Origin of the sequence: Polaribacter sp., from assembly GCF_039939415.1 — a bacterium.
Classification (GTDB): domain Bacteria; phylum Bacteroidota; class Bacteroidia; order Flavobacteriales; family Flavobacteriaceae; genus Polaribacter.
In genome coordinates this window covers 58,337-74,910 of record NZ_JBDVJE010000037.1, presented here as the reverse complement: position 1 = coordinate 74,910, position 16,574 = coordinate 58,337, and the positions used below count along the sequence as shown (strand labels likewise).

At 29.7% G+C, this 16,574-nt stretch carries 9 protein-coding genes; 7 read left to right on the top strand and 2 right to left on the bottom strand.

Going from position 1 to position 16,574, the window contains the following annotated elements; all coding sequences use genetic code 11:
- Positions 1 to 728, bottom strand: a 728-nt coding sequence (locus tag ABJG40_RS05905) for a universal stress protein (RefSeq protein ID WP_348023650.1), incomplete at its 3' end; no start/stop codon positions are given.
- A gap of 175 nt (positions 729 to 903) precedes the next feature.
- Here ABJG40_RS05905 and rimP point away from each other — a divergent pair.
- The 7 genes from rimP to ABJG40_RS05870 all read left to right on the top strand — a co-directional run bounded on the left by rimP (position 904) and on the right by ABJG40_RS05870 (position 12,803).
- Positions 904 to 1,365, top strand: a complete 462-nt coding sequence (gene rimP, locus ABJG40_RS05900; protein WP_348023649.1) for a ribosome assembly cofactor RimP — start codon at positions 904 to 906, stop codon at positions 1,363 to 1,365.
- 11 nt (positions 1,366 to 1,376) lie between these two features.
- Positions 1,377 to 2,633, top strand: coding sequence for a transcription termination factor NusA (gene nusA, locus ABJG40_RS05895; RefSeq protein ID WP_348023648.1), 1,257 nt, complete (start codon positions 1,377 to 1,379; stop codon positions 2,631 to 2,633).
- A gap of 60 nt (positions 2,634 to 2,693) precedes the next feature.
- Complete coding sequence (gene infB / locus ABJG40_RS05890) at positions 2,694 to 5,555, top strand: translation initiation factor IF-2 (RefSeq protein WP_348023647.1); 2,862 nt, start codon at positions 2,694 to 2,696, stop codon at positions 5,553 to 5,555.
- A gap of 182 nt (positions 5,556 to 5,737) precedes the next feature.
- Complete coding sequence (locus tag ABJG40_RS05885; protein ID WP_348023646.1) at positions 5,738 to 6,271, top strand: DUF2911 domain-containing protein; 534 nt, start codon at positions 5,738 to 5,740, stop codon at positions 6,269 to 6,271.
- A gap of 129 nt (positions 6,272 to 6,400) precedes the next feature.
- Positions 6,401 to 9,763 (top strand): class I tRNA ligase family protein, encoded by a 3,363-nt coding sequence (locus ABJG40_RS05880; protein ID WP_348023645.1) that lies wholly within the window; start codon positions 6,401 to 6,403, stop codon positions 9,761 to 9,763.
- Positions 9,764 to 9,941: 178 nt separating this feature from the next.
- Positions 9,942 to 11,021, top strand: a complete 1,080-nt coding sequence (locus tag ABJG40_RS05875) for a HesA/MoeB/ThiF family protein (RefSeq protein WP_348023644.1) — start codon at positions 9,942 to 9,944, stop codon at positions 11,019 to 11,021.
- A 12-nt stretch (positions 11,022 to 11,033) separates the two neighbouring features.
- Positions 11,034 to 12,803: a DNA mismatch repair protein MutS gene (locus ABJG40_RS05870; RefSeq protein ID WP_348023643.1), complete on the top strand. Its 1,770-nt coding sequence runs from the start codon at positions 11,034 to 11,036 to the stop codon at positions 12,801 to 12,803.
- Positions 12,804 to 13,186: 383 nt separating this feature from the next.
- On the opposite strand, the gene mfd is transcribed toward ABJG40_RS05870, so the two are convergent.
- On the bottom strand, positions 13,187 to 16,516 hold the full coding sequence (gene mfd / locus ABJG40_RS05865) for a transcription-repair coupling factor (RefSeq protein ID WP_348023642.1): 3,330 nt from the start codon (positions 16,514 to 16,516) through the stop codon (positions 13,187 to 13,189).
- Between the last annotated feature and the right edge of the window lie 58 nt (positions 16,517 to 16,574).

Below are 16,574 nucleotides of genomic sequence, written 5' to 3'. Positions count from 1 at the left end.
CTTAATGCAATTAAATCTGCACCTATTTCTTTAGAAAAATTTAATATGCCTTTTTCTACGGAAAGATCACTATACACGTTAATTTTATATTTAGGCAAATTAAATTCTTCTATAAAATCTTTTATTTTTTGTTTTGCTTCTGATGTCGATAGAAAGTTAGCAGGTGTATTTACCTTTAATAAATAAATTTTGCTATTAAAAGTTTTCGCAAAATGAACAACCTTACCAAAGACTTCTTTGTTTTCTTCTTTAAAATTAGAAGCAAAAACTAATTTTTTTAATTGAAAATGAGTATTATCTTTTTTTACAACAATAACAGGTCTTTTAGAATTTCTTACTACTTTTTCTGTATTAGAACCAATAATTATTTCTTCTAACTCAGAATGACCTTTAGATCCCATTATTATTAGATCAGCATCTATTTTATCTGCATATTTTTGTATACCTTCAAAAGGAGTATTTAATTTTATAAAATATTTAATTTTTATAGAATTACTAAATATGTTGTTTTTAAAATTTAATATTTTTTCTCTAATTTTTCTTAAATATAGCATAGATTCAGGAATACTAAATTTACTACTTGCAGCCATATCAATTACACCTTTAGGAACTTCAATTAAATGAATAAGATAAATTGTTGCATCTGTTTCTTTTGCAATTTTTGCTGCAATTTTAGAAGCGTATTCAGATGTTTTTGAAAAGTCTATTGGAACTAAAATATTTTTCATCTGGTAAAAATTTTAAAGTGAATATGATTATAACTAAAGTTACAAAAAATAATTGACTTAAACTTAGTTTGGTAAATCCCAAACATTTAGTATATTTGCACCGAAATTTATAATAAATGGAGAAGGAAGGGGACTTAGAAGTCCCCTCTTTTTATATTTTATTTTAAAAGTAAAAATGGACTACACTAAAGTAAAAGATTTAGTAGATGAAGCATTAGCACTGAATGATTCTTTGTATTTAATAGATTTAACTATTTCTGCAAACAATAAAATTCAGGTTACAGTAGATGGAGATAATGGAGTTCCTTTAAGCGAATGCATTAGAATAAGTAGAAGTGTAGATGGTAATTTTGATAGAGAAGAAGAAGATTTTTCGTTAGAAGTTACTACACCAGACATTGCACATCCGTTAAAAGATAAAAGACAATATTTAAAAAACATCAATAGAATACTTAAAGTAAAAACTTTAGAAGAAGAATTTGAAGGAACTTTAGTAGAAGCAGATGAAAATAAAATTGTTTTAAATTGGAAAGCAAGAGAACCAAAACCAATAGGAAAAGGAAAAGTAACTGTACAAAAATCAGTAACTTTAGACTATAAAGATATTAAAGAAGCAAAAGTTAAGATTGTATTTTAAGCAAGAATGTAATGGAGAATATAGCATTAATTGATTCGTTTTCAGAATTTAAAGATAATAAAAGTATAGACAGAGTAACGTTAATGTCTATTTTAGAAGAAGTTTTTAGAGCAGCCTTAAAACGTAAGTTTGGTTCTGATGATAATTTTGATATTATCATTAACCCAGATAAAGGAGATTTAGAAATTTGGAGAAATAGAATTGTTGTTGCAGATGGTTTTTCTGAAGATGATAATGAAGAGATTGAATTAGCTGAAGCAAGATTAATTGAACCCGATTTTGAAATTGGTGAAGATGTATCTGAAGAAGTAAAATTAATAGATTTAGGTAGAAGAGCTATTTTAGCATTACGTCAAAACTTAATATCTAAAATTTATGAACACGATAGCACAAACATATTTAAACACTTTAAAGAATTAGAAGGAGATTTATACAGTGCAGAAGTTCACCATATTCGTCATAATGCAATCATTTTATTAGACGATGAAGGAAATGAAATTGTATTACCAAAAAGTGAGCAAATTCGTTCAGACTTTTTTAGAAAAGGAGATTCAGTTAGAGGTGTTATAAAAACAGTAGAGTTAAGAGGTAATAAACCAGCAATTATCTTATCTAGAACATCTCCTGCATTTTTAACTAAATTATTCGAACAAGAAATTCCAGAAGTTTTCGACGGTTTAATTACAGTAGAAGGAGTTGCAAGAATACCAGGAGAAAAAGCTAAAATAGCTGTAGATTCTTATGATGACAGAATAGATCCTGTTGGGGCATGTGTTGGTGTTAAAGGTTCTAGAATTCACGGTATTGTACGTGAATTAGGAAACGAGAATATAGATGTTATTAACTATACCAAAAACGAACAATTATTTATTTCAAGAGCATTAAGTCCTGCAAAAGTGACTTCAATGGAAATTGAAATGTTCGAAGAAGAAAAAAATGGTAAAAAAGGACGTGTAAGCGTTTTATTAAAACCAGAAGAAGTTTCTAAAGCAATTGGTAGAGGTGGTGTAAATATTCGTTTAGCAAGTGAGTTAACTGGTTATGAAATAGACGTTCAAAGAGAAGGTTTAGAAGAAGAAGATGTAGAGTTAACAGAATTTATAGACGAAATAGAAGATTGGGTAATTACAGAATTCAAAAAGATTGGTTTAGATACAGCAAGAAGCGTATTAGAAACTAGTGTTGCAGAATTGGTAAAAAGAACCGATTTAGAAGAAGAAACAATTATGGATGTTCAAAGAATTCTGAAAGAAGAATTCGAGGACTAAATATAGTATATAAGTAAAGTAAAAATTATATTTTTACAATTATAAAGTTAAAAAGAATATATGTCTGTAGGCAAAACAATGAGGCTTAATAAAGTTTTAAGAGAATTGAATATTTCTCTTGATAGAGCAGTTGAATATTTAGCGGATAAAGGTCACGAAATAGAAGCAAGACCAACCACTAAAATTCCAGGTGATGTCTATCAAGTTTTACTTGATGGCTTTGAAACAGATGCTAATAAAAAAGCAGCATCTAAAGAAGTTGGAGAAGAAAAACGTAAAGAGAAAGAAGCAATTCGTTTAGAAGCTGAAGCTAAGTTAGAAAAGAAAAAAGCAGAAGAGCTTAAGAAGGAAGAGGTTTTAAAAGCCAAAGCAGATAAACTAGAATTTAAAACTGTAGGGAAAATAGATATCGATAATATCGGTAAAAAAACTTCAGATAAAGAAGAAGATTCTAAACCAGTTGTTGAAGAACCAGAAGTCAACGAACCAAAAATTGTAGAAGAAATTCCTGTTGTTGAAACACCAAAAGCTGAAGAGCCTAAAGTAGAAAAAACAGTAGAAGAAACTCCAGTTGTTGAAAAACCTAAAGTTCCAAAAATAGAAATTAAAAAAACGGTATCTGAAATAGAAAAAGTAGTTTCTAAAGTAGGAGATAAACCTAAAGGTAATAAAAGAGAAGGCTCAAAAACTGAAGAAAAAACTGAAGAAGTTATTCCTGCAAATGCTGAAGCAATCAAAACTCAGTATAAAAAACTTGATGGACCTAATTTTACAGGTAAAAAAATTGATTTAAAACAATTTGAAAAACCTAAGAAGAAGAAGCCAGAGGTTAAAAAAGATGCTAATGCAGATGCGAAGAAAAAGCGTAAACGTATTAGCAAACCAGGCACACCAAACTCTAACAACAGAGGTCCAGGAAATAGAGGAGGTAATAATAATAGAGGTCCAGGAAATAATAGACCAGGATTTAGAGGAGGAAGAGGAAACCAAAGACCTGCAGCTGTTAAGAAAGAAGAACCTACTGAAGCAGAAATTCAAAAACAAGTAAGAGAAACACTCGAAAAACTACAAGGAAAATCTTCAAGAGGTAAAGGAGCTAAACATAGAAGAAGCAAGAGAGATGCACACAGAGAGCATACAGAAGCTGAATTAGAAGCACAAGCATTAGATAACAAAATACTAAAAGTAACAGAATTTGTTACTGTAAGTGAGGTTGCTACAATGATGAATGTTCCTGTAACCAACATTATTTCATCTTGTATGATGCTAGGAATGATGGTAACTATGAACCAACGTTTAGATGCCGAAACGTTAGTTATTGTTGCAGAAGAATTCAACCATAAGGTAGAATTTATTGGTGCAGAAGTAGAAGAATCTATAGAAGAAGTTGTTGATAAGCCAGAAGATTTAGTTACTAGAGCACCAATTATTACGGTAATGGGTCACGTAGATCATGGTAAAACATCTTTATTAGATTACATAAGAAAGGCAAATATTGTAGATGGTGAAAGTGGAGGGATAACGCAACATATTGGAGCTTATTCTGTAAACGTTGGAGATCAAAAAATTGCATTTTTAGATACACCTGGTCACGAAGCCTTTACAGCAATGCGTGCACGTGGAGCACAAGTAACAGATTTAGTAATTATTGTAGCAGCAGCAGATGATGATGTAATGCCACAAACTAAAGAAGCAATATCTCATGCGCAAGCAGCAGGTGTGCCAATTATATTTGCAATTAATAAAATTGATAAGCCAAATGCCAATCCAGATAATGTGAAAACTCAATTATCTTCAATGAATTTATTAATTGAAGAATGGGGAGGAAACATTCAATCTCAAGATATATCAGCAAAAACAGGTCAAGGTATTGATGAGTTACTAGAAAAAGTTTTATTAGAAGCAGAAATTTTAGAATTAAAAGCAAATCCTAATAAAAATGCAGTAGGTACAGTAGTAGAAGCTCTTCTAGATAAAGGAAGAGGTTATGTATCTACAATTATGGTACAAGCAGGAACTTTAAAAATTGGAGATTATATTCTTGCAGGTAAAAACAGTGGTAAGGTAAGAGCCATGTTTGATGACAAAGGAAATAACTTAAAAGAAGCTGGACCATCAACGCCAGTATCAATCTTAGGTTTAGACGGAGCACCTCAAGCAGGAGATAAGTTTAATGTATTTGATGATGAACGTGAAGCAAAACAAATTGCCTCTAAAAGATCTCAATTACAACGTGAGCAATCTGTAAGAACTCAGAAAACATTAACGTTAGATGAAATTGGACGTAGAATTGCGTTAGGAGACTTTAAAGAATTAAACATTATACTTAAAGGTGATGTTGATGGTTCTGTAGAAGCATTAACAAATTCATTCCAAAAATTATCTACAGAAGAAATTCAAGTAAATATTTTACATAAAGGTGTTGGGGCTATTACAGAAAGTGATGTGTTATTAGCAACAGCTTCAGATGCAATTATTGTTGGGTTTAACGTTCGTCCACAAGGAAATGCAAGAACAATAGCAGATAAAGAAGAAGTAGATATTAGAACATATTCTATTATTTATGATGCTATTAATGATCTTAAAGACGCCATGGAAGGAATGTTATCTCCAGAAATGAAAGAAGAAGTTACGGGTAATGTAGAAATTAGAGAAATCTATAAAATTTCTAAAGTTGGTAATATTGCAGGTTGTATGGTAATGTCAGGTAAAATCCAAAGAGATTCTAATATTAGAATTATTAGAGATGGAATTGTTGTACACGATGGAACTTTAACAGCTTTAAAACGTTTTAAAGATGATGTTAGAGAAGTTAAAAAAGGATTCGATTGTGGTATCCAAATTAAGAATTACAATGATATTGCTCAAGGTGATATAATTGAAGCTTATACAGAAGTCGCAGTTAAAAAGAAATTAAAATAATAATTTCAAAACTTATATTCTAAGTCGAGATCTCAACATGTTGAGATCTCGACTTTTTTTATGCGTTTTATTCAATATGATTTTTTTAGAACTAGTTGTATTATAAAATAATGATTAATAATTGTAAGTTTTTCTTTTTTTAATAGACTTGATTACTATTATTCATATAAACAAACGAAACAATGAAAAAATCAATTTTATTAATTGCAATTTTTGCAATTACATTAATTAGTTCAACAGCAGTAGTAGCGCAAAAATTTAAAGGTTTAGATAAAAGTCCTATGGATGCAGCAGCATTTCCAAGTAGTTATAAAATATCTGATAAAGTTGTAAAAGTAATCTATAGTAGACCACAATTAAAAGGTAGAGATTTAGCAAAACTTGCTCCTGTAGAAAAAGTATGGAGAACTGGTGCTAATGAAGCTGCAGAAATTACATTTTATAAAGATGTAACTTTTGGAGATAAGGCTGTAAAAGCAGGTACGTATACTCTATTTACAATTCCAAAATCCGAAGGAGACTGGACAGTAATTTTAAGCACAGCAAAAAATGTTTGGGGATCATATTTTTATAAAGAAAACCAAGATGTTGTTAGAGTCTCAGGAAAAGTGTCAAAATCAGAAAAAAATATAGAAGCATTTTCTATGATGTTTGCAGATGATATGACTCTAAAAATGGGTTGGGAAAATACAGTAATTTCTGTATCAATTAAATAAAAACCAATTTTAAAACATAAACTGTCTAAATTTATTTTAGACAGTTTTTTTATGCATTTAATTTAAAGGAAATCCGTTTCATGCTTACAAAGAATAAACGTAAATTTGTAGCTTCTAAAAGAATAACGGATGCAATATAATCACCAAGAGATAGAAAAAAAATGGCAAGAATTTTGGGCTGAAAACCAAACTTTTAAAGCCAGTAATGAATCGGAGAAACCTAAATATTATGTGTTAGATATGTTTCCTTATCCTTCAGGAGCAGGTTTACATGTTGGGCATCCTTTAGGATATATTGCAAGTGATATTTATGCACGTTACAAGCGTCATAAAGGTTTTAATGTTTTACATCCTCAAGGGTATGATTCTTTTGGTTTACCAGCAGAACAATATGCTATTCAAACAGGTCAACATCCAGCAAAAACAACAGAAGAAAATGTTGCAACTTATAGAAGACAGCTAGATAATATTGGCTTTTCTTTTGATTGGAGTAGAGAAGTCAGAACATCAAACCCAGAATATTATAAATGGACACAATGGATTTTTATCCAACTTTTTAATTCTTGGTATAATAAAGATTCAGATAAAGCAGAAGATATTTCTACTTTAGAAAAAGTCTTTAAGAAAGAAGGAAATGCATCAGTAAATGCTGTTTCGGATGAAGATATTACAATCTTTACTGCAGATGAATGGAAAGCTTTTTCAATAAAAGAACAAGAACAAATATTATTACAATATCGTTTAACTTTTTTATCTGATACAGAAGTAAACTGGTGTCCTGCTTTAGGTACAGTTTTAGCAAATGACGAAATTGTAAACGGAGTTTCAGAACGAGGAAGTCATCCTGTTGTTCGTAAAAAAATGACACAATGGTCTATGCGAATTTCTGCATATGCACAACGTTTGTTAGATGGATTAGAAAACATTGATTGGCCACAACCTTTAAAAGATTCTCAAACAAATTGGATTGGAAGATCTCAAGGAGCTATGGTTACTTTTGAAGTTGAAGCAAATATTACAAAAACATCTACAGAAGTAAAATTATCTTATAAAGAGTTAGAAGAATTAAAGGAATTACGTCAAAATTTATCGAAGGCAGAAACTACGCTTTGGAATGAAATAAAGAATAAAAAAGGAGCGTCAAAATTTAGAAAAAAATATACTATTGGTAAATTTTTAGTAGATTATGTATGTGTTGCTAAAAATTTAATAGTTGAGTTTGTTGGTAAAGAAGATGAAGCAGCAAGAACAGAGTACTTTCATAAAGAAGGTTTTAATATAATCCGTTTTACAAACGAAGAAGTTTTACAAAATGTTGTAAAAGTTGTTTCAGAAATTAATTTTGCAATTCAATTTCCAAAAATAGAGAAAACACAAAGTAAGCAGAATGTCACTTCGAGCGCAGTCGAGAAGTCTCATAAAATTGATGTTTTTACAACAAGACCAGATACAATTTACGGAGTAAGTTTTATGACATTAGCTCCAGAACATGAGTTGGTTTCTAAAATTACAACAGAAGCTCAAAAACCAGAAGTTGAAGCTTATGTAACTGCAACTGCAAAACGTTCTGAACGTGATAGAATGGCAGATGTAAAGACCATTTCTGGTGCATTTACTGGTGCGTATGCAATTCACCCTTTTTCTGGTGAGAAAGTTCAAATTTGGATTGGAGATTATGTGTTAGCGAGTTATGGAACAGGAGCAGTTATGGCAGTTCCTTGTGGAGATCAACGTGATTATGATTTTGCAAAACATTTTAATATTCCAATTCCTAATATTTTTGAAGGTGTAGATATTTCAGAAGCTGCTCATGCAGATAAAGACGGAACTGTTATTGCAAATTCAGACTTTTTATCAGGATTAAAATATAAGAAAGCACTAAAACTTGCCATTTACGAAATGGAAAAAAGAGGTTTTGGTTACGGAAAAATAAATTATCGATTACGTGATGCCGTTTTTAGCAGACAACGTTATTGGGGAGAACCTTTTCCTGTATATTACAAAGATGGAATGCCACAAATGATTGATGAAAATCACTTGCCAATTGTACTACCAGAAGTAGAAAAATACTTGCCAACTGAAGATGGGAAACCACCTTTAGGAAATGCAACAGAATGGGCTTGGGATTCTCGTGGAAAGAAAGTAGTTTCTAACGATAAGTTAAAAAACAAAACGGTTTATCCTTTAGAATTAAATACAATGCCTGGGTGGGCAGGAAGTTCTTGGTATTTTAATAGATACATGGATGCTACAAATTCTGAAGCTTTTGCAAGCAAAGAATCTTTAGATTATTGGAAAGAAGTAGATTTATATATAGGTGGTTCAGAACACGCAACAGGACATTTATTATACGCTCGTTTTTGGCAAAAATTCTTGTTCGATAAAGGAATTGTACCTGTAGATGAGTTTGCTAAAAAATTAATTAATCAAGGAATGATTTTAGGAACATCTGCATTTGTTTACAGATCTACTGCTTTTGTAAAAAATGGTTGTGGTTGTGCTGATGAAAAATCTTTAGATGATGTTTTAGAAAAGATTCCTACTGTAATTGTTTCTAAAAATTTATTTAGTTCAGATGATGAATTTGAAATGGTGGTTAAAAATTACTTATTAGATAATAAGTTTTTAGATCCTAATTTTGCAGATTTAGTAATGATTACTAAAACGGCAATACATTCTGATGTTTCCTTAGTAAATGCTTCTGATGAATTAGATGTAGATGGATTTAAAAATCATCCTTTAAATGCAGATTATAAAAAGGCTGAATTCGTTTTAGAAGAAGGTGTTTATAAAGTTGGTAGAGAAGTAGAAAAAATGTCTAAGTCTAAATACAATGTTGTAAATCCTGATGCTATTTGTGAAGAGTATGGAGCAGATTCATTACGATTATTTGAAATGTTTTTAGGACCTTTAGAACAAGCTAAACCTTGGAAGACTTCTGGTATTTCTGGAGTTTCATCTTTCTTAAAGAAATTATGGAAATTGTTTTTTAACGGAGATACATTATCAATTTCTGATGATGAGCCAACAAAAGAAGAATTAAAAACGTTACACAAAACTATTAAAAAAGTAGAAGATGATATTGAGAATTTCTCTTTTAATACATCTGTTTCTACATTTATGATTGCTGTAAATGAGTTAACGGCTTTAAAATGTAACAAACGCGATATTTTAGAACCATTAACGGTTTTAGTTTCTCCTTATGCACCTCATATTGCAGAAGAATTATGGAGTTTATTAGGACATAAAGATTCTATTTCAACAGTAGGTTTCCCTGTTTTTGAAGCGAAATATCTGGTTGAAAGTGCTAAAAATTATCCTATTTCTTTTAACGGAAAAATGCGTTTTACGTTAGAACTTCCTTTAGATATGTCTAAAGATGAAATAGAAAAAACAGTAATGGCACATGAAAAAACAATTGCTCAGTTAGATGGTAGAATACCTAAGAAAGTAATTATTGTTCCTGGCAAAATTGTAAATATTGTAGGATAGAACACGCAGTGTTCTTTTGGTATTTATTAATTTTTGTTTCTTAGGAATTAGTATAACAAACTTAAGTTGTCATTTCGAAATGAACCTTTTTAGGCGATTGCGAAATCTTATAAAAATAAAAAGGCCACTACAAATAAAATTGTAATGGCTTTTTTTATTTAACTATCTTGTCAGCTGAATGAATGTAACAAAAAATCAACTTTTTAAACGTCAAATAACTTTATCAGAAATTGGTAAAATTGGGCAACAAAAATTACAAAACGCATCTGTTTTAGTAGTTGGTTGTGGAGGTTTAGGAAGTTCTATTGCAGTTTATTTAGCTGCTAGTGGAATTGGTAAAATTCATTTGGTGGATTTTGATACTGTTGATATTTCAAACCTACACAGACAAGTTTTTTACAGTTTAGAAGATTTAGGCAAATCAAAAGCATCAGTTTTATCAGAATTTATAAAAAAAAGAGCAGCTTTTACAGAAGTTAGTTTTACCAACAAACCAATTACAAAAGAAAACGTTTTTGAGCTGATTTCTGAGTTTGATATTGTTGTTGATGGAACAGATTCTCTGCCAACAAAATATTTATTAAATGATGCTTGTGTCATCAAAAACAAACCATTGGTTTATGGCTCTTTGTATAAGTTTGATGGTTATGTTGCTACTTTTAATGTTTTGCAAGATAATGGAAGTTATTCGTCAAATTTAAGAGATGCTTTTCCAGAAATGGCAACAGATATTCCTAATTGTGAAGAAGCAGGAACATTAAATTCAATTGTTGGAATCATTGCTACGCAGCAAGTAAATGAAGTTTTAAAATTGATAACAGGAATTGGAAAACCATTAGTAAATGAATTGTTGATTTATAATTCACTTCATAATACGCAATTTAAAATGAAGTTAAAATCAACAATATTAAAAGAGAAAATTGCAAAATTATTTAGAATTCAAACGTATTTTGATATTGCCTGTTCAACTCAAAATTCTGATTGGCAAATATCAGCAAAAGAATTAAAAACAAAATTAGGAGACTCAAATATAGAATTGATTGCTGTTTTACCAAACTTAAATTTACCTTTTAAAGTAGATAAAACATTTCCAATTCAAGAATTTGATGCTGATAGAATAGATATTGACTTTAATAAAACTTATGTTATGGTTTGTCAAAGAGGATTAAATAGTTATAAAGCAACAAAAATATTAAAAGAAAAATACCCAACATTAAATGTTTTAAGTTTAACAGGTGGAATTTCTAGTTACAAATAATAGTATTTTTATATGAAAAAACCTTTCGATTTTTATAGTGAACAAAAGTCTAATTTAGAAAAAGAAGCAGCTTCTTTAAAAAAGAAATCTGTGAATCTAAGTATTTTTAGATTCGCGGTTTTTTTAGCAACTTGCTTTCTAATATATCTAACATTTGGTAAATATCCAGATGTATTTATTATTGCTTTTTTAGGAGTTTTATTATTTGCATTTTTAGTAGTAAAACATGTTAATTTACAAAGAGAAAGAGCCATTGTAAAAGCAAAAATCAATATTAATAAAACAGAAATTGATGTTTTAAATAGAAAATTTCATCATTTAGATGCTGGCGATGAATTTATAAATCCGAATCACTTTTATAGTAATGATATCGATTTATTTGGTTTAGGTTCTTTTTTTCAATACATCAATAGAACCGTTACAAATGAAGGGAAAAAACTACTTGCAAAAACGTTTACAGAAAACAAAATAGTTAACATTGTAGATGAGCAAAATACCATAAAAGAATTAGCGACTAAAGTAAAATGGAGACAACATTTTTCTGCATTAGCAAGTTTGGTAACTACAAAAGATACTTCTGTTTTTATCGTTAATTGGATTCAGAATTATAAAACAACACTTCCCAAAATTTTAGGTGTAATTCAACTTGTATTCTCTGTTCTTTCTTTAATTTTAATTGGTTTAGTTTCTTTCGGACTTATTTCCTTTTCATATCTATTAATTTGGTTTTTTATAGGACTTTTTATTACAGTAAGATTCTTAAAAAAAACAAATAATTTATACACAGAAACAGATAAAATAAGAGAAACCTTTAAGCAATATCATGTATTGTTAAACGAAATTGAAAATGAACAATTTTCTTCAAAAATCTTAAAAGAAAAACAACAAATAATCAATTCAGAAAGTAAAAAAGCGTCCGTTATTTTTAAGGAATTTTCTAGATTTTTAGATGCTTTTGATCAAAGAAACAACATTATCATTGCAGTTTTTGGAAACGGATTATTTTTAACAGAAATTAGAACTGCAGTTAATGTAGAAAAATGGATTTCTAAATACAAACACACTGTAGAAAAATGGTTTTCTGTAGTTGCTTTTTTCGATGCTCAAAACTCATTAGCTAACTTTAATTTTAATCATACAAAATTTGTGTTTCCAGAAATTTCTTCAAAAAAAGAAATAATAAACGCAACCAATTTAGGTCACCCTTTATTAGATGTCACTAAAAGAGTTGATAATGATTTTACCATAAATAAAGAGCAATTTTTTATTGTTACAGGAGCAAATATGGCAGGTAAAAGTACTTTTTTAAGAACCATTTCTCTCTCTATTGTAATGGCAAATTGTGGTTTGCCTGTTTGTGCAGAAAACTTTAAATATGCGCCAATTAAGTTGATTACAAGTATGAGAACTACAGATTCTTTAACAGAAGACGAATCTTATTTTTACTCAGAATTAAAACGTTTAAAGTTTATTGTAGATGAAATAAAAACTACCGATTATTTTATCATTTTAGATGAAATCTTAAAAGGAACCAATAGCAAAGACAAAGCTATTGGTTCTAAAAAGTTTGTAGAAAAACTGACAAAATCGAAATCTACAGGAATCATTGCCACCCATGATGTAAGTTTGTGTGAGTTAGAAAATGAGTTTTCTGACATTAATAATTACTTTTTTGATGCAGAAATATACAACAATGAATTAAGTTTCGATTACACGCTTAAAAACGGAGTTTGTAAAAACATGAATGCCTCTTTTCTTTTAAAGAAAATGGAAATTGTTTAGAAGCTATTTCCTGCTTTCGCTACTCGCTTTTTTTTGAGAAAAACAAAAAAAGAGCTCAAACAAACCGCTCAATCAGGGCTAAACTTGTTTGCTGGCTATTGTTTTTACCAAGTTTTTTTTGATGTTTTATTAGTTACTTAAGTTCGATTAAAATATTTCTGTACCTCAAATAGTTAAAACACACTTAATGTCATTCCGATTGAAGTGATAGCGAAATAGAGGAATCTCTTTATTTAAAATGGTATAATTTAGATTTCTCCACAAGGTCGAAATGACAAACTTTAGTTATCAAACAAGTCTAGCCCTGATTGAAACGGCATCCTTTTTGCTTTTTTAGGCAAAAAGATACAGTGGAAAGCAGGAAATAGCTTCTAAAAATAAATCTAAACTTTTTGTAAAATACTTAGAGCGGTTTTAACACTATCAATTCGAATAAAAGTAATTAATAAACGTAATCCGTTTTTAGTTTCTTTCTCTTTCATTACACAACTTTTTCCATTTTGTTGAACATATTTTAACATTCTAGAAAAAGCGTCTGTCTGATAAAAATCACTTTGTTGGTTAGAAACAAAATAACCAATCATTCTTTTTTGCTTTAGAATAATTTTTTCTAGACCTAACTCTTTTGCTAACCATTTTATACGAACAGAATCTAATAAATCTTCTACTTGCGTTGGAATTTCTCCAAATCTGTCAATAATTTCAGTTTCAAAAATTTGCAGTTCCTTTTCGGTTTTTAAAGTTCCTAATTTGTTATACAAAGCCAATCTTTCAGTAATAGAATTGATATAATCATCTGGAAAAAGAATTTCGAAATCAGTATCAATAGCAACTTCTTTTACGTATTCTTTTGGTTTAGAATTGTCTGTAGGATAGAGTTCTTTAAATTCGTTTTCCTTTAACTCTTCTATAGCTTCCTGCAATATTTTTTGATAAGTATCAAATCCAATATCATTGATAAAACCACTTTGTTCACCCCCTAATAAATCTCCTGCACCACGAATTTCTAAATCTTTCATGGCAATATTTATTCCACTTCCTAAATCAGAAAATAAAACTAAAGCTTCTATACGTTTTCTGGCATCATCAGTCATCATATGATAAGGAGGTGTAATAAAATAACAGAATGCTTTTTTGTTAGAACGACCAACTCTACCACGCATTTGGTGTAAATCTGATAATCCAAAATTATTGGCATTATTAATAAAAATGGTGTTGGCATTTGGCACATCTAAACCACTTTCTATTATGGTTGTAGAAACCAAAACATCAAAATCTCCAGCCATAAAACCAAGCATCAATTCTTCTAATTTTTTGCCTTCCATTTGTCCATGACCAATTCCTATTTTTGCAGACGGAACCAAACGTTGTAATAAACCTGCAACTTCTTTAATATTCTCAATTCTGTTATGAATAAAGAAAACTTGTCCACCTCTAGAAACCTCGTAAGAAATTGCATCACGAATTGTTTCTTCAGAAAAACGAATCACATTACTCTCTATTGGATGTCTGTTTGGTGGTGGTGTTTTTATAACTGATAAATCTCTTGCCGCCATTAAACTAAATTGCAAAGTTCTTGGTATAGGCGTTGCAGTTAAGGTTAATGTATCTACATTTTCTTTTAAAGTTTTTAATTTATCTTTTACAGCAACACCAAATTTTTGTTCTTCATCGATAATTAAAAGCCCTAGATTTTTAAACTGTAAACGTTTGTTTGTTAATTGATGAGTTCCAATAATAATATCTACAGAACCATCATTTACACCATCAATAGCTGTTGTTTTTTGTTTTGCAGTTCTAAAACGGTTTAAATAATCTACCTTAATTGGGAAATCTTTTAAACGTTCTGTAAACGTTTTGTAATGTTGAAAAGCTAATATTGTTGTAGGTACTAAAATTGCGACTTGTTTGCCATTATCTACCGCTTTAAAAGCGGCTCTAACTGCAACTTCTGTTTTACCAAAACCAACATCACCACAAACCAGTCTATCCATGGGTTGTTCCTTTTCCATGTCTAATTTTACATCTTGTGTTGCTGTAAATTGATCTGGAGTATCTTCATACATAAAGCTTCCTTCTAGTTCATGCTGAATATGTGTGTCTGGGCCAAAAGCAAACCCTTTTTGTAATTTTCTTTTGGCGTATAATTGAATTAAATTAAACGCAATATGCTTAACTCTTGCTTTAGTTTTCTGTTTTACTTTTTTCCAAGCCCCAGAACCTAATTTGTAAATTTTAGGAGCTTTTCCATCCTTTCCATTAAATTTAGAAATCTTGTGTAAAGAGTGAATACTTACGTATAAAATATCTCTTTCTCCATACACTAATTTTATAGCTTCTTGCTTTTTACCTTGAACATCAATTTTTTGTAGACCACCAAATTTTCCAATTCCATGATCCATGTGTGTTACATAATCACCAATTTCAAGTTTGTTTAATTCTTGAAGCGTTATAGCCTGTTTTTTAGCGTATCCATTTTTTAATCGGAATTTATGATAGCGCTCAAAAATTTCGTGATCTGTATAACAAACTAGTTTGTTGTCTACATCTATAAATCCTTTGTATAAAGGAAAAACAACGGTTTCGTAATGAACTTCTTTATCAGAATCATCAAAAATATCGTGAAAACGTTTTGCTTGTTGTTCGTTTGCGCAAAAAATATAATTGGTAAATTTTGCTTTATGATATTCCTCTAAATTGTCTATTAATAAATTGAATTGTTTGTTAAAAGAAGGTTGTACAATTGTGTTGAACTCAATTTGTGGAATATCTAGTTTTTGAGCTCCAAAATTTACCAAAGTAAATTCTGGTAATTGATTTAGTATAAACTTTCCGTTACAAAATAATTCAGAAGGTTTTGAGTGATTTATTTCTTTTGATAAATCTGAAAATGCTTCTTCAGCTTTTGAGAAGAATTTATCAAGATTACCAACCAATAAATCTATGTTTTTTGAAAAAATTATGGTTTTAGATGAAATGTATTTTAAGAAACTTTCACGTTTTTCTTGCAGTGTTTTATTCTCTACATTTGGCATTATAGAAACTTTTTTCAGTTTCTCTTTTGATAATTGTGTTTCTACATCAAAAGTTCTAATGCTATCAATTTCATCACCAAAAAATTCTATTCTATAAGGTTCATCATTAGAAAAAGAAAACACATCTATAATTCCTCCTCTTACAGAGAAATCTCCTGGTTCTGTAACAAAATCTACTCTTTTAAATTTGTATTCAAACAAAACTTCGTTTACAAAATCGAGCGATAATTCTTCACCAACAGAAACTTTTAGGGTGCTTTTTTCTAATTCTTTTTTGGTAACAACTTTTTCAAATAATGCAGTTGGATAAGTAACAATTACTGCAGGTTTTTTTCTAGAGTTTATTCTGTTTAAAACCTCAGAGCGTAATAAAACGTTGGCATTGTCTGTTTCTTCAATTTGGTATGGTCTTCTGTATGAACCTGGATAAAAAAGTACGTTTTTATCACCTAATAATTGTTCTAAATCATTTAAATAATAGGCAGCTTCTTCCTTATCATTAAAGATTAAAAGATAAGGTTTGTCTGCTTTTTTAAAAGTTTCAGAAATAATAAAAGACAACGAAGACCCAACCAAATTCGATATTTGAAAATGGTTTTTGTCTTGTTGAAGCTGTATAATTATCTGCGAAATATTCGCAGATTTTTGATATTGATTAACAATGTTCTGCTTGCTCAACTTAGTAATATTTATGTCAAAGATATTAATTTTTTAATTTAACTAAAGAGTAGATATC

Excerpts from the sequence above, each read along its gene's own strand:
- rimP (WP_348023649.1), top strand. The coding sequence starts at position 904 with ATGGACTACACTAAAGTAAAAGATTTAGTAGATGAAGCATTAGCACTG.
- nusA (WP_348023648.1), top strand. The coding sequence starts at position 1,377 with ATGGAGAATATAGCATTAATTGATTCGTTTTCAGAATTTAAAGATAAT.
- infB (WP_348023647.1), top strand. The coding sequence starts at position 2,694 with ATGTCTGTAGGCAAAACAATGAGGCTTAATAAAGTTTTAAGAGAATTG.
- ABJG40_RS05885 (WP_348023646.1), top strand. The coding sequence starts at position 5,738 with ATGAAAAAATCAATTTTATTAATTGCAATTTTTGCAATTACATTAATT.
- ABJG40_RS05880 (WP_348023645.1), top strand. The coding sequence starts at position 6,401 with ATGCAATATAATCACCAAGAGATAGAAAAAAAATGGCAAGAATTTTGG.
- ABJG40_RS05875 (WP_348023644.1), top strand. The coding sequence starts at position 9,942 with ATGAATGTAACAAAAAATCAACTTTTTAAACGTCAAATAACTTTATCA.
- ABJG40_RS05870 (WP_348023643.1), top strand. The coding sequence starts at position 11,034 with ATGAAAAAACCTTTCGATTTTTATAGTGAACAAAAGTCTAATTTAGAA.